The 25,823-nt window shown below is 58.8% G+C and carries 18 protein-coding genes; 2 read left to right on the top strand and 16 right to left on the bottom strand.

Annotated features, from left to right (window positions below; genetic code table 11):
* Positions 1–100 precede the first annotated feature (100 nt).
* Entirely contained in the window at positions 101–571 is a 471-nt protein-coding gene (locus QEH54_RS11395) for a phage holin family protein (RefSeq protein WP_309018802.1), read from the bottom strand.
* Positions 572–718: 147 nt separating this feature from the next.
* Here QEH54_RS11395 and QEH54_RS11390 point away from each other — a divergent pair, with 147 nt between their 5' ends.
* Both QEH54_RS11390 and uvrA read left to right on the top strand, forming a co-directional pair.
* Entirely contained in the window at positions 719–1,816 is a 1,098-nt protein-coding gene (locus tag QEH54_RS11390; RefSeq protein WP_309018801.1) for a glycosyltransferase, read from the top strand.
* Positions 1,817–1,871: 55 nt separating this feature from the next.
* Positions 1,872–7,577 carry an excinuclease ABC subunit UvrA gene (uvrA, locus tag QEH54_RS11385; protein WP_309018800.1) on the top strand — a complete coding sequence of 1,902 codons (5,706 nt, stop codon included), beginning with the start codon at positions 1,872–1,874 and terminating at the stop codon, positions 7,575–7,577.
* Positions 7,578–7,674: 97 nt separating this feature from the next.
* Here the strand turns inward: uvrA and QEH54_RS11380 are convergent, their stop codons facing one another.
* The 15 genes from QEH54_RS11380 to QEH54_RS11310 form a co-directional block, all read right to left on the bottom strand.
* Positions 7,675–10,080 (bottom strand): response regulator, encoded by a 2,406-nt coding sequence (locus QEH54_RS11380; RefSeq protein ID WP_309018799.1) that lies wholly within the window; start codon positions 10,078–10,080, stop codon positions 7,675–7,677.
* A 185-nt stretch (positions 10,081–10,265) separates the two neighbouring features.
* Positions 10,266–10,697, bottom strand: coding sequence for an Rrf2 family transcriptional regulator (locus QEH54_RS11375; protein WP_309018798.1), 432 nt, complete (start codon positions 10,695–10,697; stop codon positions 10,266–10,268).
* 614 nt (positions 10,698–11,311) lie between these two features.
* On the bottom strand, positions 11,312–13,687 hold the full coding sequence (locus QEH54_RS11370) for an HAD-IC family P-type ATPase (protein ID WP_309018797.1): 2,376 nt from the start codon (positions 13,685–13,687) through the stop codon (positions 11,312–11,314).
* Positions 13,678–14,382, bottom strand: coding sequence for a sulfite exporter TauE/SafE family protein (locus tag QEH54_RS11365; protein WP_309018796.1), 705 nt, complete (start codon positions 14,380–14,382; stop codon positions 13,678–13,680). The genes QEH54_RS11370 and QEH54_RS11365 overlap by 10 nt, the downstream gene beginning before the upstream one ends.
* Positions 14,382–14,540, bottom strand: coding sequence for a hypothetical protein (locus QEH54_RS11360; RefSeq protein WP_309018795.1), 159 nt, complete (start codon positions 14,538–14,540; stop codon positions 14,382–14,384). The genes QEH54_RS11365 and QEH54_RS11360 overlap by 1 nt, the downstream gene beginning before the upstream one ends.
* Positions 14,541–14,548: 8 nt before the next feature.
* On the bottom strand, positions 14,549–15,952 hold the full coding sequence (ccoG, locus tag QEH54_RS11355; RefSeq protein ID WP_309018794.1) for a cytochrome c oxidase accessory protein CcoG: 1,404 nt from the start codon (positions 15,950–15,952) through the stop codon (positions 14,549–14,551).
* 220 nt (positions 15,953–16,172) lie between these two features.
* Positions 16,173–16,697: a cbb3-type cytochrome c oxidase N-terminal domain-containing protein gene (locus tag QEH54_RS11350; protein ID WP_309018793.1), complete on the bottom strand. Its 525-nt coding sequence runs from the start codon at positions 16,695–16,697 to the stop codon at positions 16,173–16,175.
* 35 nt (positions 16,698–16,732) lie between these two features.
* Positions 16,733–16,888: a hypothetical protein gene (locus QEH54_RS11345; RefSeq protein WP_309018792.1), complete on the bottom strand. Its 156-nt coding sequence runs from the start codon at positions 16,886–16,888 to the stop codon at positions 16,733–16,735.
* Between the two features lie 16 nt (positions 16,889–16,904).
* Positions 16,905–19,208 (bottom strand): cytochrome-c oxidase, cbb3-type subunit I, encoded by a 2,304-nt coding sequence (gene ccoN / locus QEH54_RS11340; protein WP_309018791.1) that lies wholly within the window; start codon positions 19,206–19,208, stop codon positions 16,905–16,907.
* A gap of 51 nt (positions 19,209–19,259) precedes the next feature.
* Positions 19,260–19,433: a hypothetical protein gene (locus tag QEH54_RS11335; RefSeq protein ID WP_309018790.1), complete on the bottom strand. Its 174-nt coding sequence runs from the start codon at positions 19,431–19,433 to the stop codon at positions 19,260–19,262.
* A 494-nt stretch (positions 19,434–19,927) separates the two neighbouring features.
* Positions 19,928–20,917, bottom strand: a complete 990-nt coding sequence (locus QEH54_RS11330) for a hypothetical protein (RefSeq protein WP_309018789.1) — start codon at positions 20,915–20,917, stop codon at positions 19,928–19,930.
* A 75-nt stretch (positions 20,918–20,992) separates the two neighbouring features.
* Positions 20,993–21,796, bottom strand: coding sequence for a hypothetical protein (locus tag QEH54_RS11325; RefSeq protein ID WP_309018788.1), 804 nt, complete (start codon positions 21,794–21,796; stop codon positions 20,993–20,995).
* 77 nt (positions 21,797–21,873) lie between these two features.
* A complete protein-coding gene (locus tag QEH54_RS11320; RefSeq protein WP_309018787.1) occupies positions 21,874–23,712 on the bottom strand; it encodes a CRTAC1 family protein in 1,839 nt (612 codons plus the stop codon).
* 158 nt (positions 23,713–23,870) lie between these two features.
* A complete protein-coding gene (locus QEH54_RS11315; protein WP_309018786.1) occupies positions 23,871–24,611 on the bottom strand; it encodes a sulfotransferase family 2 domain-containing protein in 741 nt (246 codons plus the stop codon).
* Between the two features lie 45 nt (positions 24,612–24,656).
* A complete protein-coding gene (locus tag QEH54_RS11310; RefSeq protein ID WP_309018785.1) occupies positions 24,657–25,808 on the bottom strand; it encodes a glycosyltransferase family 4 protein in 1,152 nt (383 codons plus the stop codon).
* Positions 25,809–25,823 lie beyond the last annotated feature (15 nt).

Genomic DNA, 25,823 nt, shown 5'->3' with positions numbered 1-25,823 from the left:
GGACCCAAGCGGATACCCCTCAGGCTGCGTCATGTCTAGCGCAAACGCCCAAAAGTACGCTGGAAGCCTCCGGTCGACTCCGGCGCATCGCCTGGGCGCCCTAGATGTCGATCACGTCGTCCTTGGCCTTTACGCGACCGCCCGGCCGACCATGCCGCTTGGCTCCGCCGCCCGACGACCCCGTTCTCACCGAGACGGTCCTGCCCCCGCCGCCAATCCATCCCGCGAAGAGAAGATTGAGCACCGAGACGAAAAGGGCTCCGAAAAAGGCCGACCCAAACCCGTCCACATAAAACCCGTCGACCAAGTTGCCGACAAACAGGTAGAGCAAAGCATTGATGAACAGAATTCCGATGCCGAAGGTGAGCACCACGAACGGCAGGGCCAGCAGCACCAGCAGGGGTTTCAGCACCGCGTTGAAAAGGCCGAGCAGCAACACCACGATGACCAGCGTCAGGGTGTCCTCGTATTGGATGCCCTCCACGAAGGAGCTGCCCACCCAGATGCCCAGGCCGCTGATCAGCCATCGTTTCACGATCGACGAGAAGCCTTCTGTTCCGCCTCTACTCATGCGCCCCACTCCAGCTTTCCTTCTCTCTTCATGCGAGAATAAAACAGCCCTGTCGCCTCGGGGTTCCCTAGCCGCCAAAGGGCCGGAGCCCACAATCGATTTGCCTAGGCGGCGCTCATGGCCCAAAGCTCGTGCCCCCTACCCACCATGCGCCTCGCCATCATCCAAGACACCCTTCGCAGCGGCGGCACCGAGCAGCAAGCTCTCGCCATCGCCCACGGCCTAGCCCTCGAGGGCGTGGAAACCCACCTGATCGTCTTCAAGTCCGGCGGCGCGCTCGAGGAGAAAATCGACGAGCGATCGGTGCGCCTGCATGCCCTACCGCAAGGTCCGCTGCGCGTCGACTGGTTCGCCCCCGGGCTTCACCGCCTGCTCGAGTCGCTGCAGGTCGACGTAGCCCTGCCCATGGGTCGCATGGCCAACTGCCACGCCGGACTGCTGCTGGGAAAACGCCACCGCTCCTACCGCGTCGTCGCCACCTTCCGCACGGGACGGCGCATCCCGTGGCTTTATCGCAAGGCGCTGCAGCGCGCGGACGCAATCGTCGCCAACAGCCACGAAGCCCTGCGCCGACTGGCGACCGATTTTTCCATCGACCGGCCCGAAGCCAGCCACGTCATCCACAACGGCTGCGTGCGCGACTTCGAAACCGTCATCCCCAGCTTCGCGCCTACCGATCGTGGCCAGCGAGCCTCCCCGCCGAACGCTTTTCATCTGGTTTCAGTCTCCATGTTCCGGGCGCAGAAGCGACAGGACAGGCTCATCCGCATCTGCGCCCAGCTTCCAGAAACCATCGACTGGCGGCTCACCCTGGCTGGCGAAGGGCCCAACCGTCCGAGCTGCCAAGCCCTGGCCCATGGACTCGGCGTAGCGCAGCGCGTTTCCTTCCCTGGCCTGCTCAAAGACCCTCGATCGCTCTATTCCTCCGCCGACGTCGCGGTACACGCCTCGGAAAGAGAAAGCCTGCCCAACTTTCTGGTGGAAGCCCAGATGGCCGGCCTGCCAGTGGTGGCCTACGACGTCAACGGCGTGTCTGAAACCTTCCGGGACCAGTCCTCCGGATTCCTCATTCCCCATGGGGACGAGCCCGCGTTTCTCGACGCCCTGCAAACGCTTTTCCAAGAAACTGACCTAAGACTGCGCATGTCCGAGTCCGCGCGCGACAATGCCCGGCGACTCTTTTCGCTCGAATCGCAGACCAACGCCTACTTCCGGCTTTGCGAATCGTTGTTGACAGACGCCTAGCGCTTTCGCGTCGCGCGCCTCGCCATCCGAACGAAACCATCGGTGCCAACACTCTATGATTTCCAGCCACAGCAAGCCCGACGCCATCCGCCTGCGCGGCGTCAGACAGAACAATCTCAAGAACATCGACGTCGACATTCCGCTCGGGAAATACATCGCCGTCACCGGACTAAGCGGAGCGGGCAAGTCCTCCCTGGTCTTCGATACCCTGCACGCCGAAGGCCAGCGACGCTACGTGGAGACCTTCTCCGCCTACACCCGCCAGTTCCTCGACCTGCTGGAGAAGCCGGACCTCGACGAAGCGGAAAACGTGCGCCCTTCCATCGCCATCGAGCAGAAGAACACCATCAAGACCTCACGCTCGACCGTCGGCACCATGACCGAGCTGACCGACTTCTTCAAGGTCTGGTTCTCCCACGCGGCCACGCTTTTCGATCCTGTCACCAACGAGCCAATACACGACGACAATCCTCAGACCATATGGCAAAAGGCCTTGGCCCGTTTTCCAGAGGAATCGCTTGTCGTCGCCTTCGAAGTCAAAAAGCCGAAAAAGCTCAGCTGGCCGGAAATCCTCGCCTCAGTGAAGGCCCAGGGCTACTCCCGCTTTTTCAAGAAAGACGCAGCCTCGCAGCTCCCGTCTCTGCACAGGATCGAGGACGAGAGCGCGAAGTCCTCCGAAGCCTGGGCGGGCGACGCGTCGATTCTGATAGTCCAGGATCGAATCCAAATATCCGATACGCAACGGGCGCGATTTCTCGAAGCCGCCGAAGCGGCCCTCGAGTTCGGCCAGGGCGAACTGCAGCTCCTCGAAAAGTCCGGCGAAGAGCGAGCCCGCTACGTCCGCGGCCTTCGATCGACCTCTTCGGAAAAGACCTACCGTCCCGCCAGCCCACCGCTGTTCTCCTTCAACTCGCCCATCGGAGCATGCCCGAAATGCCGCGGCTTCGGTCGCGTCATCGAAATCGACTACCGACTCGCCATCCCCGACACCAACCTCTCCATCGAACAAGGCTTGGTGAAAGCCTTCGAAGGGAAGGTCTACGGTGAGTCGAAAAACGACCTCATCAGGGCCTGCCGCCGTCTCAAGATTTCAACGACAAAACCCTTCAACACGCTTACCAAGCGACAGCAGGACATCGTCGTAAACGGCGAGCCGTCCTATCGCGAGCGAAGCGACACGGACGAGCAGTGGGATGGTTCGACCTGGTACGGCGTGAAGGGCTTCTTCGATTGGCTGGAGAAGAACACCTACAAGATGCACGTTCGCATTTTCCTCTCCCGCTACCGTGCCTACGTCAAATGCCCCATTTGCGACGGCACCCGCTTGCAGCCGGACTCGCTCTGCTGGAAATGGCAGGATCTTCGCCTACCGGATCTCTACCAACTGCCCATCAAAGACCTGCTCCCGCTGATCGAAGGCAGCTCCCGAGCCGCCGCGGACCGCGCCTCCCACCAGAACAATCAAGCAGCCATCGCTCGCGACGCCATTCTGTCGCGCCTGCGCTACCTCAACCACGTCGGTCTCGGCTACCTCACCTTGGACCGTCCCGCCCGCACCCTCTCCGGCGGGGAGGTGGAACGCGTCAACCTCACCTCATGCCTCGGCGCGTCCCTGGTGGACACGCTTTTCGTCCTTGACGAGCCTTCCGTGGGCTTGCACGCCCGCGACATCGACCGCCTCATCACGATCGTGCGCACCCTCACCGATGCCGGCAACACGGTTGTGGTGGTGGAACACGACGAATCCATGATCCAAGCGGCGGATCACGTCATCGAGGTCGGTCCCGAACCAGGAGCAGCTGGCGGCAGGATCGTGTTCGAAGGGGATCAAAACCAGCTGCGCGCCTCGAGCGAATCCATCACAGGACACTACCTCTCCGGACGAAAGCGGATTCCCGCTCCCGAGCAAACGCGCCCCGTGGCGACTGCGGAGTCAAAAAACAGAGACAGGCACCCCAAGCTGCGCATTCAAGGAGCGTCCAAGCACAACATCCGCGGCCTTTCGATCGACATGCCGCTGCAACGTTTCGTCTGCCTATCCGGCGTCTCCGGCTCCGGCAAGTCCACCTTGCTCAACGCAGTGATCCACCAAAACCTGCTGGCTCAGGAGGGCAAACTGGTCGACGACCCGGCGGAGATCGTCTCCCTCACGCATGACATCGACTTCGACGAAGTCGTTCTGGTCGACCAAAGCCCCGTCTCGCGCACCCCGCGGTCGAACCCGATCGTTTTCGTCGAAGCCTGGGACGAGATTCGCAAGCTCTTCGGAAAGCTTCCCGCGTCGGAAGCGAACGGATACACAGCATCCAGTTTCTCCTTCAACGCGGGCGATGGTCGCTGCGAGCCTTGCAAGGGACTCGGCTACGAGAAGATCGAGATGCAGTTTCTTTCCGACGTCTACGTGCCCTGTCCGCATTGCGATGGAAAACGTTTCAAGAAAGAGCTGCTCGAAATCACCTTCCACGACCACAGCATCTCCGACCTGCTCGAGCTCACCATTCACCAAGCCATGGAGCTCTTCTCAGAGTATCCTAAAATCCACGACAAACTGGCAGCACTCGATCAGGTCGGCCTCGGCTACCTAAAGTCAGGACAGCCGCTCAACACCCTGTCCGGTGGCGAATCCCAGCGGCTCAAGCTGGTCAAATACCTCGCAAGCTCGACAAAAAAAGCCGGTGCCACAGGATCGCTGATCCTACTGGATGAGCCGACCACCGGTCTGCACAAGCACGATGTGCGACGCTTGCTCGGCGTGCTGCAGACCATCGTCGACTCGGGGCACAGCCTGATGGTCATCGAGCACAACATAGACGTGCTCAAGTGCGCGGATTGGATCATCGAAATGGGCCCGGACGCCGGCAGCGACGGTGGACGCGTCGTATTCCAAGGCACGCCTCGATCCTGCGCCCAGACCGCCAGCACCGAAACGTCGAAGTACCTGAGAGCCGAGTTCGAGAGCGGAAACGAACGCCTCGCAGCCGAAGCCCCCAAACCCTACAATCCCTCCGCTCTCCAGACCGATGGGTCTCGGACTGCCCTGTCCTCCTGCCTCACCGTCACCGGAGCCCGAGAACACAATCTGAAAAACATCAGCGTATCCATTCCTCACTACGAGTTCACTGTGGTGACCGGAGTTTCCGGTTCCGGAAAGTCGACCTTGGCCTTCGATATCGTGTTCGGCGAAGGTCAACGGCGCTTCATGGAGTCGATGTCTCCTTACGCCCGGCAATTTGTCGAGCAGCTTCCCCGTCCCGACCTCGACCAGCTGACAGGGATCCAGCCCACCGTAGCGATCGAGCAACGCGTCACACGCGGTTCACGCAAATCAACCGTAGCCACTATCACGGAAGTCGCTCAATACCTTCGCCTTCTCTACTCGCGCCTTGGCATCCCTCACACCCCCGTATCCGGAAACCCGCTACTCGCTCAAACGGAGAGCGAGTTGAAGAATCGTCTCCAGACTATCATTACGAGTCCAGCGGCGAAAAAAGCCAAGCAGCTGTACCTGCTCGCGCCCTTGATTCGCAACCGAAAAGGCCACCACCAGCCCATCGCAAACTGGATCGCAGACCACGGATACGAAATGATGCGAGTCGACGGCCGGTTGATCTTCACCGACGACTTCAAGAAGCTCGACCGCTACAAGGAGCACAATATCGAGGTCGTCATCGCCGATCTGAAACCGCTCGCTTCCAAAAGCAAAGCCAACGCCACCCGACTCGCTGCCCTGCTTAAGGAAGCGCTGCAACGCGGCAAAGGAACCGCTCTCGTCATCCCGACGACCAGCGCTCGCTCCGCCGACGCCTCGTCCATTCACTACTTGTCCACCACTCGCATGGACCCGGAAACGGGAGAAGCGCTGCCCGAGCTCGATCCGAAGGACTTCTCCTTCAACTCCCACAAGGGCTGGTGCCCGACCTGTCGCGGACACGGACGCATCTACCCTTGGATGCGAGAGCGGTTGGAAGACGACGAGGAGCTCGCCAAGGCCATCGGAGCCGACGACTCTTCCGAGGAGGAAGACTCCGCGATCGTTTGTCCCGACTGCGATGGCGAACGGCTCAACCGGACCAGCCGCCATGTCTATCTGTATCTGAAAAACGGTGACAAAATATCCCTCCCCCAGCTTCTAGCCCAGGACCCGAGCGCCTTGCTCGCTACCCTCAAGAAGCTCAAGCTGGACACTCGCGGAAAGATCATCGCCCGCGACATCGTCTCGCAAATCCACGAGCGCTTGCGCTTCCTCGACCAGGTCGGTCTTGAATACCTTTCACTCGACCGTCCGACTCAGACCCTTTCCGGCGGCGAAGCACAACGTATACGCCTGGCCGCTCAACTCGGCTCCAATCTCGCCGGCGTGCTGTACGTTCTCGACGAGCCAAGCATCGGTCTGCATGCTCGCGATGGCGACCGACTGATCGAGACCCTCAAGCGCCTCAAAGGCAAAGGGAATACGCTTCTGGTCGTCGAACATGACGATGCGACCATGGAACATGCCGATCGCATCATAGACCTTGGCCCGGCAGCGGGCATCCACGGAGGCGAGCTGATCGCTCAAGGCACCGTAGCGGAGCTGAAGAGCAATGAGGCGTCGCTCACCGGGCGCTACCTCAAAGCGGGCATCCGCCATCCTCTTCGAGGCCAGTACCGCGCCACTTCCAAAGCGACCACTCGATCGAAAACGCCCGGAGCAGCGTTCCTGTCGCTCTCCGGAGTCACCTTCCGCAACCTAAGCAAGCAAAGCGTTCACATCCCGAAGAATCGCCTCACTATGGTGTGCGGAGCCTCAGGCGCGGGCAAATCCTCGCTCATACGCGACCTTCTTGGCCCTGCGACGTCCTTCGCCATCAAGTCGAAAAAGGACAGGACAACTGGGAAGACCTTCGCCAGCAAAGGACCTTCCATCGAAGGCAACGAAGGCCAGGTCCTCTTCGAATCCCTATCCGGGGCAGCCGGTTTTCGCTCCGTCATCGAAGTCGATCAGAGTCCTATCGGAAAAACCCCACGCTCCACGCCTGCGACCTATTTGGGTGTATTCGATATTATAAGACAGTTCTTCGCTAGCCTGCCCGAGTCCAAGATGCGTGGATACAAGCCGGGACGGTTTTCGTTCAACACCGCGCACGGTCGATGCGAGACCTGCTCCGGAGCTGGCCGGGTTAAGCTGGAAATGAGTTTCATGCCCGATACCTACGTCACCTGCGAGGATTGCGGCGGCTCGCGCTACGGCCCCGAGCTGCTGGATCTCCATTGGAAGGGCAAGAGCATCGCGGATGTGCTGTCGATGTCCTTCGAGGAAGCGGCCACGTTTTTCGACTTCCATAGCCAGCTAGGAGAAATCATGCAACTCATGGTGGAGACCGGCCTAGGCTACCTCACGCTCGGTCAGAGCAGCCCTACGCTCTCCGGCGGAGAAGCGCAGCGCCTGAAGCTGGTCACGGAACTGGCCAAAGGGCTGCAAAGCTACACGGAGCGCAGTCGAGGCATCGCCCGCACCAACCTCTACCTGCTCGAAGAGCCAACCATCGGTCTCCATCTCAGCGACTGCGAGAAGCTGATTCTTCTTTTGCAAAAGCTGGTGGATCAAGGCCACACCGTCGTGGTCATCGAGCATCACCTGGATCTCATTCAGGAGGCGGACTACGTCATCGAGGTCGGTCCCGGCGGCGGTCCGAAGGGAGGAAAAATCCTCTATCAAGGTCCCTTGGCGGGTCTCCGAAAGTCCAAACGCAGCATCACAGCTCCTTACCTCTCGCTTTGATCGCCCTCAAGGTCCTGGAGCAAGCGCCGCCTCACACGCCAGCGCTTCGACACGCTTGGCGAGAGGCGTTTCAGCGACTGCATGAACGACGCTCGCTCTAAGCGCGGTCTCTTCGCGTCGCCCTGTCCAAGGCCGCTTTCAAGGCCTTCGGATGGATCGGCTTGCCGAGAAAGTCGTCCATCCCGAAGTCCAAGCAGCGCTCCCGATCCTCATCCAAGGCGTTGGCGGTGAGAGCGATCACCCACGGCATTGGGCGACCATTTCGGCACACCTTCCGGATGCGCTCCAAGGTTTCAAACCCATTGATACCCGGCATATGAAGGTCCAGAAAAACGATATCGAAGTGCAGCTTTTCGACTTTCTCCACACCCTGAAAGCCATCTTCGGCGACTTCCGAATCGTATCCAAACTTCAACAACAGCTTCTTCGCCACGAAGCTGTTCACCGGATTGTCTTCCACGATCAGCACGCGTTCGGCTTTGAGTTCGCTTTCGCTCGCCGCCGCCAAACCTTCCGCTTCCCGAGTCCATGGCGGACTGAGATCAGGAGGGCTGAGCAGCTTTTTCAAACAGACCACAACCTGCCGCAGCTTGATGGGACGATACACCGATTCCAACATCGGCTCTCGCGGAGCGCTGGCATCCTTGGACGAGACGAGACGAAGCGTAGGCAGCGGTTTTCCTCCCAGTCCTTTGGCCAACTGCTCCGCTAGGGGGCTGCCGTCATCCATCTCCCATTCCGCGTCGACCAAAGCGAAGTCGAGACCATCGGCGCCACTCAGAAGCGAACGCGTCTGCTGCTCGCTCTCGAACACATGGGTTTCCACCGAAGAACGCTGGAGAAAATCCATCAGGACGTGCCGAGCCCGCGAGGCCGCCATAGCCACTAGGGCTCGCTTGCCGCGAAGAATGGACGCTTCCTCCAAAGCCTCGGCGTTCGAAACCGGCAATGTAAGCACGCAACGAAACAGACTGCCCGCGCCTTCCGAGCTTTCGATCTCGATGTAGCCGCCCATGCCTTCGATCAAGCGCTTCGATATCGCCAAGCCCAACCCCGAGCCTCCATAGCGACGATTCGCCGACGCATCGACCTGGGAAAACGGGGCGAACAATCTGCCCACCTGCGACGATGGGATCCCGATCCCGGTGTCCACGATTTCGAACACAAGGGTGGCTAAGCGCCGCTCGCCGCTCATCGGCAGCTCCCGCTTCGCTACCCTCAGCTCGACCGATCCCGTTTCCGTGAACTTGACGGCGTTTCCCAGGAGGTTGATCAGCACCTGCCCGAGCTTCGGCCCGTCGCCCACCGCCTCCTTGGGCAAGCCGGAGTCGATATCCAGAGATGCCTCCAGGCCTTTTTCCTTCGCTAAAGGGGCGACCACGTCGAAGGCGCTCTCGATGCAAGCGAGCAGATCAAACGGGCGCTTCTCCAACTCCAGAACTCCTGATTCGATCTTGGAGAAACTCAGCACGCTATTGATCACCGAGAGCAACGCCTCTCCGCTCTTGTGCACCGTCTCAAGGTAGCGGCGCTGCTCGTCGTCCAACTGCGTCCCAGCCAAAAGGTGAGACACTCCCATTATGCCATTTAGCGGCGTGCGAATCTCATGGCTCATGGTGGCTAGAAACTGACTTTTGGCCACGCTAGCCGCTTCCGCTTGCACCTTCGCTTTCTCCAGCTCTTCCGCAGCCCGCTTCCGCTCGCTGATGTCGGTCAAGGTGCCTAGCATGCGCACACTTGCCCCGTCCTCATCGCGCATGATCTTCCCCTTGGCATTCAGCCAGATCCACGCACCATCCGGCTTGCGAAAACGGTATTCGAGCGCGATTCGATTCCGTTTTCCCTCCAGCGTCTCCAAAATGGCGGCGGTCACGGCCGAGGCATCATGCGGATGAATTCCGCTCAGCCAAATCCGTCGCGAAAGACGCTCCGAAACCATTGGCCTACCCAGCAAGGCGTTCCAGCGAGGCGAGACCCAAATCTCGTCCCTCTCAAGATCCCAATCCCAAATGCCTTCTTCGCTCGCTTCCATGGCGAAAAACCATCGAGCGAAGGACTGGCGCATCTCCCTCTCGCGATCGCCCCCCATGGAGATATCGCGATCGATTCCCAAGGCGAACGTCCGGCCCTCCGATTCGAGGGAGAAAACCGTGAAGTCGACCAGCAGCGTCTCGCCATCCTTGGTTCGGTGCAGGGCCTCTCCAGCATGGCATTGATCCCGTATCGTATCGAACCAGTCCGTGCCGAGGTTTTTAGTCCAGGGAACTACCTCGAGCATATCGATCGAGCGGCCGATCAGCTCCTCCCGCTCGTATCCATGCGCCACGCACCAGGCCTTGTTGCAGTCGGCGATGACGATCGGAATCTCTTCCGTGCCCGGCTGCAGCAGCACCATCAAGTACTCGATCTGATCCCAGATACGGGTCAGCGAATCGGGTCCAAGCTCGGCGAATCGCAACAGTTCGTCACGACCTAATCTAGGTGCGAAATCCTCGTCAGGCATTCTGTTCTGGTGAAAACGGCGTCAGTTCGACCAGAACCTACAAGACGCAGGCGCGAGTTCAATCGGAGGCAGGACTTTTCACAGCGCTTTGAGCTTTCCTCACAAATAGCCGGAGCGGAGGATCCACCCGCCAAACGCCAGCGGAGGCGCTCATCCCAATCGAGAGGCAGCCCCTCGCGTACGGATCAGGACGCTTCCACGCCGTAGCCGCGATCCGGCTTGATGGGATGGTCCGCGAACACCTGCAAATTGGTGTTGGAAAGCCAAGACAGCATCTCGTCGCGCTTGTCCTCCAGCTCGTAGTGGAACGGGCACGGATCGCCGTTGCCACACCACCCCGGACCAAACGGACACATCAGAGACTCCTCCACCTTCTCGAAAAGACGCACGATCTCCAGCAGAGAAATCTCCGAAGGCGACTTCGAAAGATAAAACCCACCGCCCGGGCCGGGTGTGCCGTTAACCAGCCCCGCCGTCGACATCTGCGACATCAGCTTGCCCACAAGCGGGCGCGACAGATTGCGAGCTTTTGCGATTGTCTGCGAATTCGCCTTGAACCCGTCCTTGTGATAGTTCGCCGCGAGGTAGCTCAAGCTCGCGATCGCGTAATTCGCCATTTTTCCGTATCCAAACATAAGAGAGTCTAATCCGATAGCTTATGTTGAGTGATCGTCACTCAATAAAGACTTTTTTGTGATTAATTCTTCATTACGCGAGCGCGAAATTCCTCGGCATTCGGACAAAAAAAGACCTGTAGGCGAAGCACGAAACTTCGCCTACAGGCGCGATTGAACAACGCTTTTACACCAAGAAATTCTAGCAGATTCGTCCTTCGGACCGGATTGTTTCGATATCTGCAATAAAAGGGTTTTCGGGTTTCGAACCGGACCGGCAGTTGAGGGAAGCCTTACTTAGAAGGCTTCCCCGCCTGTGCCTAATCCAACTGGCTCGTATGTGCCTGACAGAAATTGATGTTTTCGTTTCGAGCCTCGCGAGGCTTGCCTGACGATGTCCTCGAAACTGATGAAGAACGTAGAATAAGAACGGGGCATTTCAACATAAATTTAGATAAGTTTGTCTTTTATTCTCCTATATTAGAAGCCCTTCAGGATAAAATTAGCTAATCCATCGCTCTCCAGCGTAAAGATGGGTTAATACCCCGGTCATCGCTCGCGAATCTCCCTTAGCGGCGGGCGTTTCGAGGCATGGGAGCTTGCTGGAATCGCTCCTTTCAGCGCCGCGCGACGCCCATCGCCGCCCAAACGATTCCCAAACTGGCAATCGAGCTCAAGGGCATGAGCACTGCGGCGATCAGCGGCGTCACCCAGCCAGCCAACGAAAGACCGATAGCGAAAACGTTGTAGGCGAGAGCGAAGGCCATGAGGGCGAGCACCGCCGACCTGCGTCGCTTAGCCATCTCGACCACCAAACGGATCCCTTGGATGCCGCTTCCGAGGTAGTGGAAGTCCGCCCGCTCGGCTACGATGCCTTGCTCGTTAGCCGGCGCCCCACAGCAAGCGGCCAGCTCGAAAGCCAGGGTGTCGTTGGCCCCGTCTCCCACCATCAGGCATTCATGGGGCTCGTGGGTCTGCAGCCAGGACGCTTTTTCCTCCGGTCTCATTTCGCCGAAGACGTCCGACTCCGACAGCCCAAGCATGCGACCAATCTTGACCGCCTTGGATTGACGGTCCCCGCTGAGAATGGAGAGCGCGAAGCCCTTGCTTTTCAGGGCTCGCAGCTCACGCAGAGAATCCGGCAAGGGCTGATCCTCAAACAGAAGCTCCACCACGAGTTTCCCATTCAAACTCAATACCGTGCCGGTCCGGTCGGACTCCTCTTTCGAAAGCGCCCAAGCCGTCCGCCCCAGACGCCAGATCTGGGCTCCGTTGCTCCACTCCAGCCCTTGCCCGATTTGCTCATCGACTTGTTGCTCGGCAGTAGAATCGACGAAACGTCCCTTTGCCATCAGGCACTCTCGTATGGTCGACGCAACAGGGTGCCGGGAGAGCGAGCAGAGCGCGCTCAGGGCTTCGAGCGCGGCAGGATTCAGCGAATCCAGGCAGCTCGGGTTTAGCAGCGTCAACGCGGATCGCGTCAAGGTTCCGGTCTTGTCGAAGACGATGCGTCTGATGCGAGAAATGCGGTTCCAAAGCGAGTGCGTGGTCACGAAAACGCCCGAGCGCTTCAGTCGAGCCAACGCGATCTCGTCGGCGAACGGCCAGGCGATTCCCAAGGCGCACGGGCAGGAAACCACCAAGATCGAGATGAAAACCTTCAGCCCATCTCCCAGCCCTGAAAACCTCCACCAGAATGCGCCCCCACCCACCGCGAGGGCAAAGGCCGCCAGCAGATAGCGAAAAATCCATCGCTGGGCAATCTCGTCGCGTTCGCGGGACCGAGCGGAACGACGAGAGAGCCGGGCAAGCAGGGACGCATCCCAAGGCTCCCGAGCCTCCAGCTTGACGCTGAACTGATTTTCCAACGCGGCGCCCGAAGGGGCCTCGCCGCCAGTTTCCACCAGCTTCGATTCGGTTTCCCCGCTGATCCAATCCATGCCAAGACTGGCTCGGGCGCTCAGCAAGCGCGAGCGCACCGGGACGCGCTGTCCAGAACCGAGCCAATAGCGGTCTCCCGTTCCAAGCTGGTCCGCGCTGGCCTTCACTCGGGCTCCGGAGCTCGCCTCCACCTCCACCTCCGGCGCTTCGAGCATGATGTCCGCCAGTCGGTTCCGGTTTCGCTCGATCGCCACGACCTGCAGCCAGCGTCCCACCAGCATCAAAAAGACGAAGGTGCACACGAAGTCGAAATACACCAGGGCGTCGTTCTTCTGGTGCATCCCGTACCAGCTCACGAAATACGCGAACACGATGCCGAGCGATATCGGCAGATCCAGGTGGGCGATTCCCTGCAGCGCCGCCCGAACCGCTCTGCCGATGAAATAGGTCCCGCAAAACACCAGGCTCAGCGTCGCGAAGAATGCCGAAAGCCAATTGAAATGCATGGCCACCACGAAGCCCGGCTCCATGCCCAGATAGGCAGGCAACGTGTACAGCATGCCGTTCAAGGCGAAGGCCCCGGCCAGCCCCAGTTTCCAAACCACTTGCTTCGACTCCGACTCCCTCGATTGGCGAACCGGACAGACGCGGTAGCCGAACTGCTTCAACCGGCGAACAAATCCCAACACGTCGCATTTGCCCGAGCGCCACTCCAAGTCGAAAGTCCCATACTGCACGTTCACGCGGCAGGAGACGCCTCCTTGCAGATCGGAAAACAGGTGATCGACCAGCCAGACGCAGCCCACGCAGGATACGCCTTCCAGAGCGAGGCTTAGCGACGCGAGTTCGCCCCGGGCTTCCGCCGCTTCAATCAGCGGGACCAACCAGTTGTAGTCGGCGTTTCCGAAAACGCTCGCTCCGACCGGCTGCGAAACCTCGCCCCTCAGCTCGTAAAACCGATCCAAGGACTCGTCCTTGATGATTCGATACACGTACTCGCAACCAGCGCAGCAAAACGTTTCCCCCGGGTCGACAGGATGAAAGCGCGTGCCGCAGTGCTGGCAAGCGACTTGCCCCTGCTTGGCCTGCCCCAGCTCGCGCTCTAGCGGCATAGCGCATCCTCCGACAAAAGGGCGTCCACGCCCGTATCCATGAATGCCCGCATGCAAAGCAAGCCTACCGCCACCAAAGCCAAGCCCCTTCGAAGGTAGGACAAACGAGAGGGAGTGAGACGGGTCGATAGCCAAGACCAACCGCTTTGAGCCAGCAAGAGCAGTGGCATGGTTCCCAGAGAGAACGAAGCCATCACCAACAGTCCGTTTTGATAGGAACCGCTCAGGGTCGTTGCCCAAAGCATCAGGTACAAAGGACCGCAAGGGATGAGAGGAGTCGCCAACCCCAAGGAAAAACCACGCTGGTATCCGGAAAGCCGGTACGCGCGCTGTACCCATTTTCGGCCATACCCCTTCTTGGCCTGCCACCGCGTCACCACTCCATCCAGTCCAAACGCCAGGGCCAGGAAAAACGCCATCAGCGCCCAGGGAGCCAAGCGAGCGGGATTCGTTCCCACCCAGCCGACCACTCCTGCCCCGAGCCCCCCAGCCACAAGGCCCAGCAGAGAATAGGAAATCAATCGTCCCGCATGGTACACGCCGTGGGATCCCATCGCTCGGACGCCATTCCTCTCTCCGATCAGGGCGCAGCTGAGCGGACCGCACATTCCGACGCAGTGCAGGCTCGCAACCGCTCCCGCCACAAAGGCGGCAGCCGGATTCAACAGAGCGTACAGATTTCCCTCCTCGCCCATCAATCGGTCGTCCGCTCAAGCGGCACGGGTTCGGGAGCGTTCTTCGAGGCGATGGCGATCAACGCCGCCCACGCCCCGACCAATAGGACGAACGCCAGCGTCACCCAGACGCCCAGGGTTTTCCAGCCCTTGGCCTTGCTCTCCGTTTTTTCGCTCATGGCCACTCCTAGTTCGCCAGCTTCTTGGTCGGCCCGATGAACTCCAGGGGCCGCTGCATCAAGGTCTTCCCCTGATCGTCCACCACCCTGACCGTCATGGAGAAACCGCCGGTATAGCGGTCTCGATCCACCACGATCACCACCGGTTTCACCAGCTCGCCGTTTCCGTCGATGAAAAACGGCTCGCCCACGCCCATCACGCGAGCCTCCGGCAGCTGCTTGTCCAGCTCCAGACGGTAGAAGCTGCCTTCGTTGCTCTTGTTGGTCACGCGGACCATAAACTGGTTTCGAACCAGCTCATTGTTGGTGAAATACGGAGCGCCTGGGGTTCTCCAGGCCGTCATGCTCGCCGAGCCCAGTCCCTGCAGCGAAAAGGCCAGGACCACTGCGCCGAGCAGCAGAAGCGCCGTGTAGAGAATCATGCGCGGACGCAGGTATCGGGTCTTCCGGCCCGCCAGACCTTCCATGGAGTCATAGCGGATCAGACCGCGATCTCGTTTGAGCTTGTCCATCACGGTATCGCAGGCGTCGATGCAAGCGGAGCAGCCGATGCACTCCATCTGCAGCCCTTGGCGGATGTCGATTCCAGTCGGACACACCTGCACGCAGCGATTGCAGTCGATGCAGTCGCCAGCGGCCTCGTCCTTGGCCTTGCCGCGCGGCTCGCCCCGCTTCTCGTCATAGCCGATCACCATGGAATGCTCGTCGATCAAAGCGCTTTGCAGTCGCCCGTACGGGCAGATCACGATGCAAAGCTGCTCCCGGAACCAGGCGAAATTGAAATAGAGAACTCCGGAAAACGCGAAAACGAACAGGAACACCTTCCAGTTCTCCGCCGGGGCTTCACGCATCATATCCCACAGGCCAGGCACCGAAACGAAGTAGGCCATGAACATGTGCGCCAGCAGCAAGGAGAGCCCCAGAAACGCCGCGTGCTTCAAGCCTCGCTTCCAGATTCGCCGAGGTCCCCAAGGGGAGCTGTCGAGCTTGCGGCGAGCGATGGCGTCCCCTTCGATGAATCGCTCGATGCGCCGGTAGACATGCTCCAGGAAAACGGTCTGCGGGCAGGCCCAGCCGCACCAGATGCGACCCAGCAAGGCGGTTACGTAAAAGAGGCCGAAGCCCAGACCGGTGATGAGAAAGAACGCCAGCCACAAATCCTGCGAAGCGAAGGTCATGCCGAAGAAATGGAACCGCATGGCGTTGGTATCCAGAAACACGGCCGGATAGCCGCCGATCTGCACCCACGGAAGAGCGGCGTAGACCAAAATGAGCGCGTATGCCGAAACCTTGCGGGCAAGCGTGAAGCGCCCACTCACATCCGAGGGATGAATGATGAAGCGCGACCCGTCATCATTCACCGCCGTCAGCGAATCCCTGTTCGGCTTTCGATTCGTCACATTGCTGCTCATGGTCTCTAATCTCAAAACGAGCTAAACCCCTTCTATTTCGGGAAGCGAAAAAAATCCTGACTAAATTGTAAGGATATCGGACCGCAGGGCAATTCGATGGCATAAAAACGGATGATCTGCATTCACCGGCTCCTTTCATTCGCCACAACGCCACAAGCCGGACAGCTCGCCAAATACGTGAGCGCCCGGCCCTAGCGAAACGATATTCCCAGCCCCGCTCCTACTGGTGCTTGCTGAGGATGAAAGCGACCACCTGGTTCACCTTTTCATCCCCCAGCACTGGCCCCCAAGCCGGCATGCCCGCGGTGGCGACGCCGTTGGCCACCACTTCCTTGATCGCCAAGGGATTCGAGCCGTGCTTCCACTCGTCGTCGTTGAGGGCGAGCCCGATGCCGCCTTCGAGCGAGGGACCATGGCAGGACGAGCAAGTGGCGGAGTAAACCTGCTGCCCGGCGGAAACGAATTCGGGATCCTTCGCCATCGCCCAAAAAGAGTCGTCGTCGATCACGCCGGCTTCCGCCTTGGCCTTCGCCACGTTTTCTTCGATCCTCTCCAAAGCCGCCTCCAACTCCTCGCGCTGATCCATGCCAAGGTCCGACTTCTGATAGTAAGCCCAGTAGGCGATGGCAAAAACGATCGTCGCGTACAAGGTGAACAGCCACCAATTCGGGAGACTCTTGTCAAACTCCTGAATGCCGTCGTAGCTGTGCTCGCGGATATTCTCTTCGCTGTTGTGCTGATTCATTTTGGGAAATTCTCTGTATTCGTTTTTCTGTACGACTAGTCATCGAGCGGCATGCGACTCGAGCGATCACGATCCCCTTTCTTCATCTTCGCCGCCTTCCAAACGATGACGACGAACGCGAGAAAGAAGAGGAGAAAGCCGATCTTAGGGAAGAGCGTGTGCCACTCGCTGTATTCAACTCTTTGAAACATGTGAGCTCCTTTTCGTTTACTTCGCCGCGGCGACCTCCGGTGTGAAGTCCTCCGAATCGCCCAACTGCTGCAGATAGGCGATCAAAGCCACGATCTGCTTGTCCGGATCGACCTCCTTGCCCTGGGACTCGAGATTCTCGGCGATCTCCTTCGCCTGCTCCTTGGCCATCTTGTCGATCTCGGCGGGAGACAGATCCTCGAACGGCACGCCCAGAATCTTCTGCACTCGTATCTTCGAACTGAGCGAAGCGTAGTCGGTGTACTTCTCGAAAAGCCACGGGTAGTTCGGCATATTCGAATCCGGCGAAGTGGAGCGAGGATTCAGCATGTGGTCGAAGTGCCAGGAATCTGGATACTTGCCCCCGAGCCGCGCCAGATCAGGCCCCGTTCGACGCGAACCCCACTGGTAGGGATGATCGAAAACCGATTCTCCCAATCGGCTGTACTCGCCATAGCGACGCACTTCGGCCACGAACGGGCGAATCATCTGCGAGTGGCAGTTGTAGCAGCCCTCCGCGACGTAGATGTCCCGACCGGCGAGCTCCAAAGGCGTGTAGACCTTCTGCAGCTTGTCTTCGACCACGCTGTCGCGATCGACGTTCACCAGCGGCACGATCTGGATGATGCCACCCGTCGCCGCAGCCACCAGCACCAGCACCGTGAACGGGAAGGAGCTCTCCAGCAGCTTGTCGTACCAGGCCGCGAAGGAATCCCCGCTGCGAGCGAAGTGCACCACGCAAAGCATGGTCACCGCCACCGTCAATACCAAGCCGACCAGCTCCACGCCTCCGCTGCCAAACAGCCAGAGACAGGAGAAAACCACTAGACCAGCGGAGTAGAGGAACGCCGGGTGGGCGATTGCGGCGCCCAAGCCCATGGCCTTGCCCTTTTCCGGATTTTCCGCGACCTCGCAGACGCCGTTTACCTTCTCTCCGGATCGCATGGTCTTCCAGATGTTGTAGGCCATCAAAAGAAAGCCAGCGAGATAGAGGCCGCCTCCTACCACACGCGTCAGCATGAGCGGACGGATGGATTGCAAGGTTTCCAGGAAATTTGGATACGCGAGGATGCCTTGCTCGTCTGCGTTGTTGAGCATCAAGCCTTGGGTAATCCCAGACACCCACATCGACGCCACGTAGAGCAGGATGCCCACCAGCCCCAGCCAGAAGTGCATGTTGGCCATGGGCACCGAGTACAGCTTGGTGTTCCAGAGCCGCGGCGCCAGAAAGTAGAACATGCCCGCTGCCATAAAGCCGTTCCAACCCAGCGTGCCAGCATGCACGTGCCCTATGATCCAGTCCGTGTAGTGAGCCAGCGCGTTCACCGAGCGGATGGACAGCAGCGGTCCCTCGAAAGTCGCCATGCCGTAGAAGGTCACCCCAGCCGCGAAGAACTTGAGTACCGGATCGGTGCGCAGCTTGTCCCACGCCCCACGCAGAGTGAGCAGACCATTGAGCATGCCACCCCAGGACGGAGCCCAAAGCATCAGGCTGAAGATCATGCCAAGCTGCTGCAGCCAGCCCGGAAGCGCCGTATAGAGCAAGTGGTGCGGTCCCGCCCAGATGTAAATGAAGACCAGCGACCAGAAATGCACTACCGACAATCGATACGAATACACCGGGCGGTTGGCCGCCTTCGGCATGTAGTAGTACATGATGCCCAAAATCGGCGTGGTCAGGAAGAACGCCACCGCGTTATGGCCGTACCACCATTGCACCAGAGCGTCCTGCACCCCGCCAAAAACCGGATAGGAGTGAAGCAGGCTGGTTGGGATGGAGAGGTGGTTGACGATGTAGAGCATGGCCACCGTCACGATGGTCGCGATGTAGAACCAGATGGCGACGTAGAGCGACTTCTCGTTCCGCTTGGCGAGGGTCCAAAAGAAATTGATTCCGAAGACGACCCAGATCAGCGCGACCGCGATATTGATCGGCCAAATCAGCTCCGCGTACTCCTTGCCGCGCGTCAGCCCCAAGGGCAGCGTGATGGCGGCGGAGACGATGATCAGCTGCCAGCCCCAAAAATGCAGCTTGGAGAGAAAGTCGGACCCGAGTCGGGCCTTCACCAAACGCTGCGTGGAGTGATACACCCCAGCGAACATCATGTTGCCCACGAAAGCGAAAATCACCGCATTGGTGTGCAGCGGACGAAGCCGTCCGAAAGTCAGCCACTCCGTATTGAAGTTCAGGAAGTGAAAGTTCAGCTGGGCCGCGACGATTACTCCTACCAGCATGCCCACAGCGCCCCAGAAGATGGAGGCTATCATGAACATGCGTACAGTCTGATCGTCGTATTCGATTACGCGTTTCTGATCGCTCATTGTGTCGATAGGTTATTCAGGAGGGTTCTTGGAAAATGAAACGGGAAAACGTCACTCCCCGCGGCGACTCGAGCCAGGGCGGACCACCTTCTCGTCTTCCAACGGCATCAGACTGTCGCGCTCCGGACTGCTGCTCGCAGAGGAGCGACGCGTGAAGGCGAAAAAAGCGATAGCGAAGCCTACGAGGATAAGGCCCACGAATACCGTTAGGAAAAGTACGTTCATTGCTTGGTGTAAGACGCTTGGGCTAGGGGAAAAAGGGATTTCGTACAATAAATACCTTTATTTCTTTTATTCTTATTACTCTGACTAAAGCAAGCCAATACCTGAAATCAGATTTTCAAATAGGCAACCGATCTGGCCGATTTCTCGTAACCCTCTGTAGATCTGCAGCTTAGCTTAAAAACCCGGCGTTTTCCCCTTACGAATCATCCACCCGGCCACCTGAAAGCCGTCAAAACCGCTTCCCCCGCAGCAGCAATCCCTCGCCCAGCTCCGACAGGTCGGCGCTCGCTGCGAAACCGGCACGGCTGCCCACTCGACCGCCGAAAGCGAAAAAGGCCCCCTCCTGACGGAGGGGGCCCACGTGAAAACGTAAACTTATAGGGAAATCTATCCCGCTCTGGGTAGCGAGCCGCCGGCTGTCAAACGACGGTAGCCCTGGAGCGGCGAGCAGCCACGGATCGAGCGCAATCGGAGCGCCTCGCCGCGAACGATGGTCAGGGCTTGAGCGCCACGCCCCCCGATTCGAGGACGTTCCTTTCGTAGCTCGGCAGCCCAAAGGGCTCGACGACACGCATGATGGTTCTGATGTCGTCCGCCGACATTTCGTTTTTCCAGCGATTGACCTGCTTCGAGTTCAAAGGCTCGACGCCTACGAAAGGCTGGCACCCATCCGAGCTCACGTACTCCAAGTAGTCTTCCGCGCCCAGATTCCATTCCAGATCAAGCTCCTCGTAGAGTTCCTTGAATCGCTGAATCGGATCCTGACAAAGATCCTCGTACTTGACGAAGACCCAATCCGGGTTTCTCGAATACGCGTCATGAGCGACCAGATTCTTGATCGCCCACAGGGCGGCAGAGCGCTCGATCGGCCGCTTGAGCTCGCTCAACCGATCCAGATGCGGCTCGAGGATTCCCGAACGAAGCGCTTCGCAGTCTAGGATCCGATTCAGCTGTCTCGCTTCGGATTCGGCGGCACCTTGATTCTGAGCCAAGCGAACATGCGAGCACGGATGACGCGTCACCACTACCACCTGCGGAGCCCATTTCCGAGCAACCCATTCGATGGAGAGAAAACTCGCCACCTCCTCCACCAGCACCCGGTAGTCGCCACGGCGACGCAGATCGATCGCGTCGGCGCTCAACTCGTTCAGACCCACGAATCGCCCGTTGAAAGCTTGGCGCAAATTGTGATCCTCAAATCCGTCATCATCGCTCGGGAGCAAGTAGCGACTGGCCTCGATCTCGTATTGCGCCGACAAGTCGTTGGTGCCGTTCGGCCTATGGTAGAAAGCGACATCCGGCGAGTAGGCCAACGCCTTTCCCACCCACGACGTTCCTGAAAATTCGGTGCCGAAAACCGCGACCCCTCGCTTCGAGGGCGGGTTCGCTTTGGCGACTTGGTTGGCAAGCGCCAAACGAACGGAAAGCGTCCCTCCCTTAAGCCGCTTGTCGATCGCGCTATATAATCCTGTAAGATTCTTCATCCCTGTTTACTTTCCACTTCGATTGTTTCTCTCGTGCGTTATTCATTTCAAAACCATGCGCGCCCTTGGTTCGACCTAGCGCCTAGCATGGTTCAAATAGTTTAGCTTTCGGCGCCCGGACGCACCGCGCTCCCCCAGCTCGTCGCGCTCTTTCTGGAAGCGCTTGCCCAAGTCCGCCTTGGAAGCGACAATCTCGTCGATCATCGCTCGCAAGCGATCTTCCGCCGTCTTCCCCCGAGCGACGTCCTCGTATGCGCAAACTCCATACGGCTGCTGAGTGCGCATCAGAAAAAGCTCCGCCTGGCTCAGCATCCCTCCGACACTTAGCAAATACTGAAAGATCTCCGAGCGCTCCTTCTCCCTCGCATCGTCAGCTTCGCTGCCTTGCGCCCGACGCGTGCTGTAGCGTCCGTTGCTGCTTTTCAGATAGTCGCCCAATAGATCTCGCCGAAAAACCACCTTCAAGGTCTTCCGGTCCGCCAGCACGTGGCGCACGTATTCGATGCGACTGAGCAGTTCCGGATACACTGGAAAGCTCAACACCCGATCGGCAGCCTTCGCCTCCAGCTTGCGAATCTGAGCGAGAAACTTCTTGCCGCTGAGACGACTGCTATCGTGCGAATGTTCGAGCGGTCGAGTCAGGGAATAGATCTCAGGGTGCCGCGAAAGCAGTTTGCTGCAGTAGGAGAAGCCACTCGCTGGGAAGCAGATCCATGCGATCTTGTCTACCTCGACAGGGCCCGCTCCATCTGTATTCGCAATTCGGGCACAAACTTCCCAGAAGCGGTCGGTCGACCAGCGAGAGATTTCGCTGGCGACGCTGATCCATTCCCTGAAATCCACCGCTGACTCTTCCGAGTTGTTAGTCTCCTTTCCCATAAACGCTCTTCTTGGAGTATTGTTTGATTATTAAAAACCGGTGGCGCTCCACACTCGACGGAGTGGAAAGACGCGCCTCAACTATTGTCAGAGTTTTCTAATACAAGCAGCTGGTTCGCTGGGCCGGGTCCAAATTCCTCCACTACCCCGTTCGGCCAGACGACTTTGAGCGACTCGTATCGCTCAGCTTCGCCAAGACCGAAATACAGCCGATAATGCCCTTGGGAATGCAACGATCCCTCCGCGTGGCAGACAAACGATTGCACCTGCCCGTCAGCCGTATCCAGCACCACCCGAGCTCCAACCGCTGGACGGTTTCCTCGCTGCCCGACGAGTTCCACCTCGAGCCAGTTGTTTTTCGTGGATACGTTGTTCTCGATCAGATACACCCGCCAAAGCTTCGGCTTGAAAATGCCGTCGGGCTCGATGAATTTCCGCTTGATCCGGTCGAAGGCGACCTCGAAGGGATCCATCAGAGCGAGCAGCATATCGCGATCGCCATCGTTGTCCGCATCGAACCAGGAGCAGAACGCCTTGCGACTGATGCGCAGCGAAAGCAAGCCAGTCCGGGCGAACGTTCCGTCCTCCCCCTGCTTGAACAATCCTTGAGGCAAGGCATGCAGATCCACCCGGCCATCGTTGTCGTAATCCACCCAGTTCGCCACGTCGCTCCGCGTCGGCAAACCGTAGCGATCGGGCGAAACCGGAACGAAGCCACCCGCCTCGCCCAACAGCAGAACGTTACCCGCCTCTGAGACGACAAAGATGTCGATGTCGCCATCTCGATCGAAGTCGCTAGCGGTCATGCTGTGCGGCTTGCTCTCGAGCGGAGCGAGACGTTCTTCCGTGTACAGTCCTTCGACATTGCGGAAAAGCGACAACTTGTCCTCCGCGCCCCAGACCATATCCATATCGCCATCGTTGTCGCAATCGATCCACTGGACCACTCCATCTCCCGGGACATCGAGCCCATGGCGATGCGCCTCTTCCTCGAATCTCAATTCGTCCTTTCGCGCGAAGAGCTGGTTCGGCGCGTTCTTGTTCGGCTCCCAAGCGCGACCGTTCACCACATACAGATCGATCTTTCCGTCGCCATCCACGTCCATGCCTTGGGCGCTGCGCGCCGGCATTCCGTTTTTCATCATGCCGGTACTTTCCGTCACTTCGACGAAGGCGTCGTCGCGGAACAGGTAAAGCTCATCCATGGCGTCCGGGTGGGTATCGGCGAGCATTCCCTGATCGCCCCCTCTGGCGATATGCACGTCGGTCCTGCCATCTCCATCGAAATCCGCCCAAATCATGGTGTGACGATCCTGTTCAGGAAGCTCGAACGTTGGCTGAGTCGGGCTCGCACGCTTCGGCCCCACGTATACAGATTTCAACGACACGTCCTTATCCAGTTCGAAAATCGGAAGAAAATAGTATTCCCAGGATGATATGACGATCTCCCCATCCCCATCGAATCGGAAGCCAATGTCATGATCGCCCAGCTCGCTCATCGTCACCTCCCCGCTCAGATCGAACTTCAGCTCTCTCGGCAAGCGCACCTGACCTGACACCTCGAAGCCGAACGCCGTCTTCAATACCAGCTTTCCTCGATCCCAGTAGATATAAAAGCCTTCCTCCTCGATCGGGGGTACCTCCCAACCGCCTTCGACGCCAGGGAAGGCCTTGCTTTGCGAAAGCCCCAGCTCCACAAGGCGATCTCGGTACGCTCCATCCTCCCCTTTCAGCATCAGCAGCTGACGATTGCTGTGATTGAGAGTGAAGATGTCGTAGTTTCTGTCATCGTTGACATCCGCTACGCCCATATCATTCAGGTCGTAGCAATAGGCGAGTTCCTCCAGCTCGAACTCCTCGGAAAATTCGAGCGGATGAAGCACGCGTTCCGCCTTCAAAAATACCCAGACGGACACGGCGAACAGAAGAAGCGTTAGCGCGCTGAGCGCAAATCGACTGAACCGATTCCTTTTCATCACTATAGATGATCGTTGGATGTTCTGACCGCGACCTCACCGGAAAACGAAAACCCGCGAGGGCGATTGATCTAAAAAAGAGCGAAGACGACCCCGGCCTACCGTCTACGAGAAGCGTCGTAGCCGAAATGGACGAAGTCCTCTGAAAACACTTCGGACAGAAACTGGAAGTCCGTTTCATCCGCGAAGTACTCGTACCAAGGTTTCTGATACGTGGACTTGTTGGCGCGCGACAGCTGCACGCCTTCCAGACCGACCGATTGAACGATTCGTTCGAAGTCGGCCTCCAAATTTTCCACCTTTCCCACGAAGTCCAGCATGTCGTTTCCTTCCTCGTCGGTCACCCAGTCGACCTGAGGCTTCATGCCCAAAGCGCCCACCTCGTGAGCTCGGCGTATGAATGTGGAAAAGGAACTCGTTTCGAAATACGCTTTGGCCTCCGGCAGGTCATTCAGCCACCGATTCCTGCGAAAACGCTTCTTTCTTCCAGCCGCCGCCCGCAAGGCGCTTTTCCACCAAGGCACCCTCTCCTGCTCCGCGAAGCGCTGGATGTACTTGTACAGCGAGACGGCCCGCGGAAACGGATGGCGGACGAAGGAAAACGTATAATAGTCCTCCCAAACCTCGTCACCCACCAGAGCCTTGATCTCTCGCGCCATGCTGTGCTTTCCCACGCCCCAGTGAGCATTGTAGAAGTGATGGATCTGCTCGCCGAGCTCCGTCCCTCCCAAGGCCAAATCCCGCCAGTCCAGACGCTTGCTCAAAGCGTCCGTCACACTCGTGCCCGCGGCCTTCATGATGTGCACGAATATATAGCGATTGTTGTTGGAGATAATCATAGCCTACTACTTCGAAATTCATAGCCCAGCGCCCGCAAACCACGCCTACGCCATCGGCACGAGCCTGGAGAACCCCTCCTCCGACTCGACGAGGCATTTTCGGTAGGTTTCCCACGTCCGCTCGAGCGACAGTTCGGTCTTCAGCTGGGCGAGCGCCGAGAGCTCGTCGTCGATCGGGCCTTCTAGGATCGACTGGATCCTCCCGGCCAGCGAAATCGGGTCGTCGCTCGTCAGCACTTCAAGGGCGCCGGGAGCCGTTTCATTGTAAAGCGATAGCTCTTGGACTTGCGAAACGAGAATCGGCTTCCGGTGAGCGATCCAGGTCGAAAGCGAGCCGGACGCGGCCCCTCCCCGATAAAGGCAGATCGCCAAGTCGGTAGCGCCAATGTAGCAGGCCTGATCGCGTTCCTGCAAATAGCCGGTGATGGTGACCCTGTCCGCCAGTCCCATTTCTTCGATCGACTCCTCGATCGAGCGAAAGTAGGAGCCGCTCAAGTCGGTGGCGCCGCCCGCCAGCACGAGATGATAGTTTTCTGGCAGGTGGCTTAGGGCCTGCAGCGAAAGCCTGTGTCGCTTGTGCGGCGACAGGAATCCGAGTATCGTCAACACCTGCTTGCCTTCGAGTCCGAGGCTTTTTTTCGCATCCTCGTTATCAAACGAGAAGTTCGGTTCTTCGACGAAATGCGGCACGGATACGCAGTCATAGGCCAATCGGGCCGAGAGCTCGACGGTCTGCTTCTGGTCGAACGCGCTCAGCGCGAACTTCGTCGGGAGAGCGTCCCGGAGAAAGCGCTTCAGCTGGTCCCCGACTCTCTTGATTTGAATCGCCCGAGACCAAAGCTTCAACTGCAGCAAGCGGCGGAACCGGGTGAACTGATTGAAAGGACTGGCCAGTCGATTCGAGTCGTGCACGATGATCAGATGCTTGGCCGGATCCCCTGAGGTTTTCCGAACAAGAGCCCGCATGGCCTCGATGCAGGCCTGGGGATGATAATAAGGTGAGAACTGGAAAACCATTCGCCCGAGATCACCCTCGACCTGCCCAACGTCGAACCGTCCGGACTGCTTGCCCAAAGTCAGAGCGATCTCCGTCACCTCTTCCTCCAAGGAGGCCTGAGCTGCCAGATGCCGGCCGTAGCGCACGATCCCGCTCTCGGCCTCATCAGGCAAAGTGAAATGTACAAAACTGAATCTCATGGGCATAACCGATTT

Source organism: Pelagicoccus sp. SDUM812003, assembly GCF_031127815.1.
In the GTDB taxonomy this organism is placed as follows: domain Bacteria; phylum Verrucomicrobiota; class Verrucomicrobiia; order Opitutales; family Opitutaceae; genus Pelagicoccus.
Note: the sequence above shows the minus strand (reverse complement) of the source record. Positions and strands in the feature narration are given on the sequence as shown.

Bases quoted from the DNA above. Each gene is read 5' to 3' on its own strand.
- QEH54_RS11395 (WP_309018802.1), bottom strand. From the start codon at position 571: ATGAGTAGAGGCGGAACAGAAGGCTTCTCGTCGATCGTGAAACGATGG.
- QEH54_RS11390 (WP_309018801.1), top strand. From the start codon at position 719: ATGCGCCTCGCCATCATCCAAGACACCCTTCGCAGCGGCGGCACCGAG.
- uvrA (WP_309018800.1), top strand. From the start codon at position 1,872: ATGATTTCCAGCCACAGCAAGCCCGACGCCATCCGCCTGCGCGGCGTC.
- QEH54_RS11380 (WP_309018799.1), bottom strand. From the start codon at position 10,080: ATGCCTGACGAGGATTTCGCACCTAGATTAGGTCGTGACGAACTGTTG.
- QEH54_RS11375 (WP_309018798.1), bottom strand. From the start codon at position 10,697: ATGGCGAATTACGCGATCGCGAGCTTGAGCTACCTCGCGGCGAACTAT.
- QEH54_RS11370 (WP_309018797.1), bottom strand. From the start codon at position 13,687: ATGCCGCTAGAGCGCGAGCTGGGGCAGGCCAAGCAGGGGCAAGTCGCT.
- QEH54_RS11365 (WP_309018796.1), bottom strand. From the start codon at position 14,382: ATGGGCGAGGAGGGAAATCTGTACGCTCTGTTGAATCCGGCTGCCGCC.
- QEH54_RS11360 (WP_309018795.1), bottom strand. From the start codon at position 14,540: ATGAGCGAAAAAACGGAGAGCAAGGCCAAGGGCTGGAAAACCCTGGGC.
- ccoG (WP_309018794.1), bottom strand. From the start codon at position 15,952: ATGAGCAGCAATGTGACGAATCGAAAGCCGAACAGGGATTCGCTGACG.
- QEH54_RS11350 (WP_309018793.1), bottom strand. From the start codon at position 16,697: ATGAATCAGCACAACAGCGAAGAGAATATCCGCGAGCACAGCTACGAC.
- QEH54_RS11345 (WP_309018792.1), bottom strand. From the start codon at position 16,888: ATGTTTCAAAGAGTTGAATACAGCGAGTGGCACACGCTCTTCCCTAAG.
- ccoN (WP_309018791.1), bottom strand. From the start codon at position 19,208: ATGAGCGATCAGAAACGCGTAATCGAATACGACGATCAGACTGTACGC.
- QEH54_RS11335 (WP_309018790.1), bottom strand. From the start codon at position 19,433: ATGAACGTACTTTTCCTAACGGTATTCGTGGGCCTTATCCTCGTAGGC.
- QEH54_RS11330 (WP_309018789.1), bottom strand. From the start codon at position 20,917: ATGAAGAATCTTACAGGATTATATAGCGCGATCGACAAGCGGCTTAAG.
- QEH54_RS11325 (WP_309018788.1), bottom strand. From the start codon at position 21,796: ATGGGAAAGGAGACTAACAACTCGGAAGAGTCAGCGGTGGATTTCAGG.
- QEH54_RS11315 (WP_309018786.1), bottom strand. From the start codon at position 24,611: ATGATTATCTCCAACAACAATCGCTATATATTCGTGCACATCATGAAG.
- QEH54_RS11310 (WP_309018785.1), bottom strand. From the start codon at position 25,808: ATGAGATTCAGTTTTGTACATTTCACTTTGCCTGATGAGGCCGAGAGC.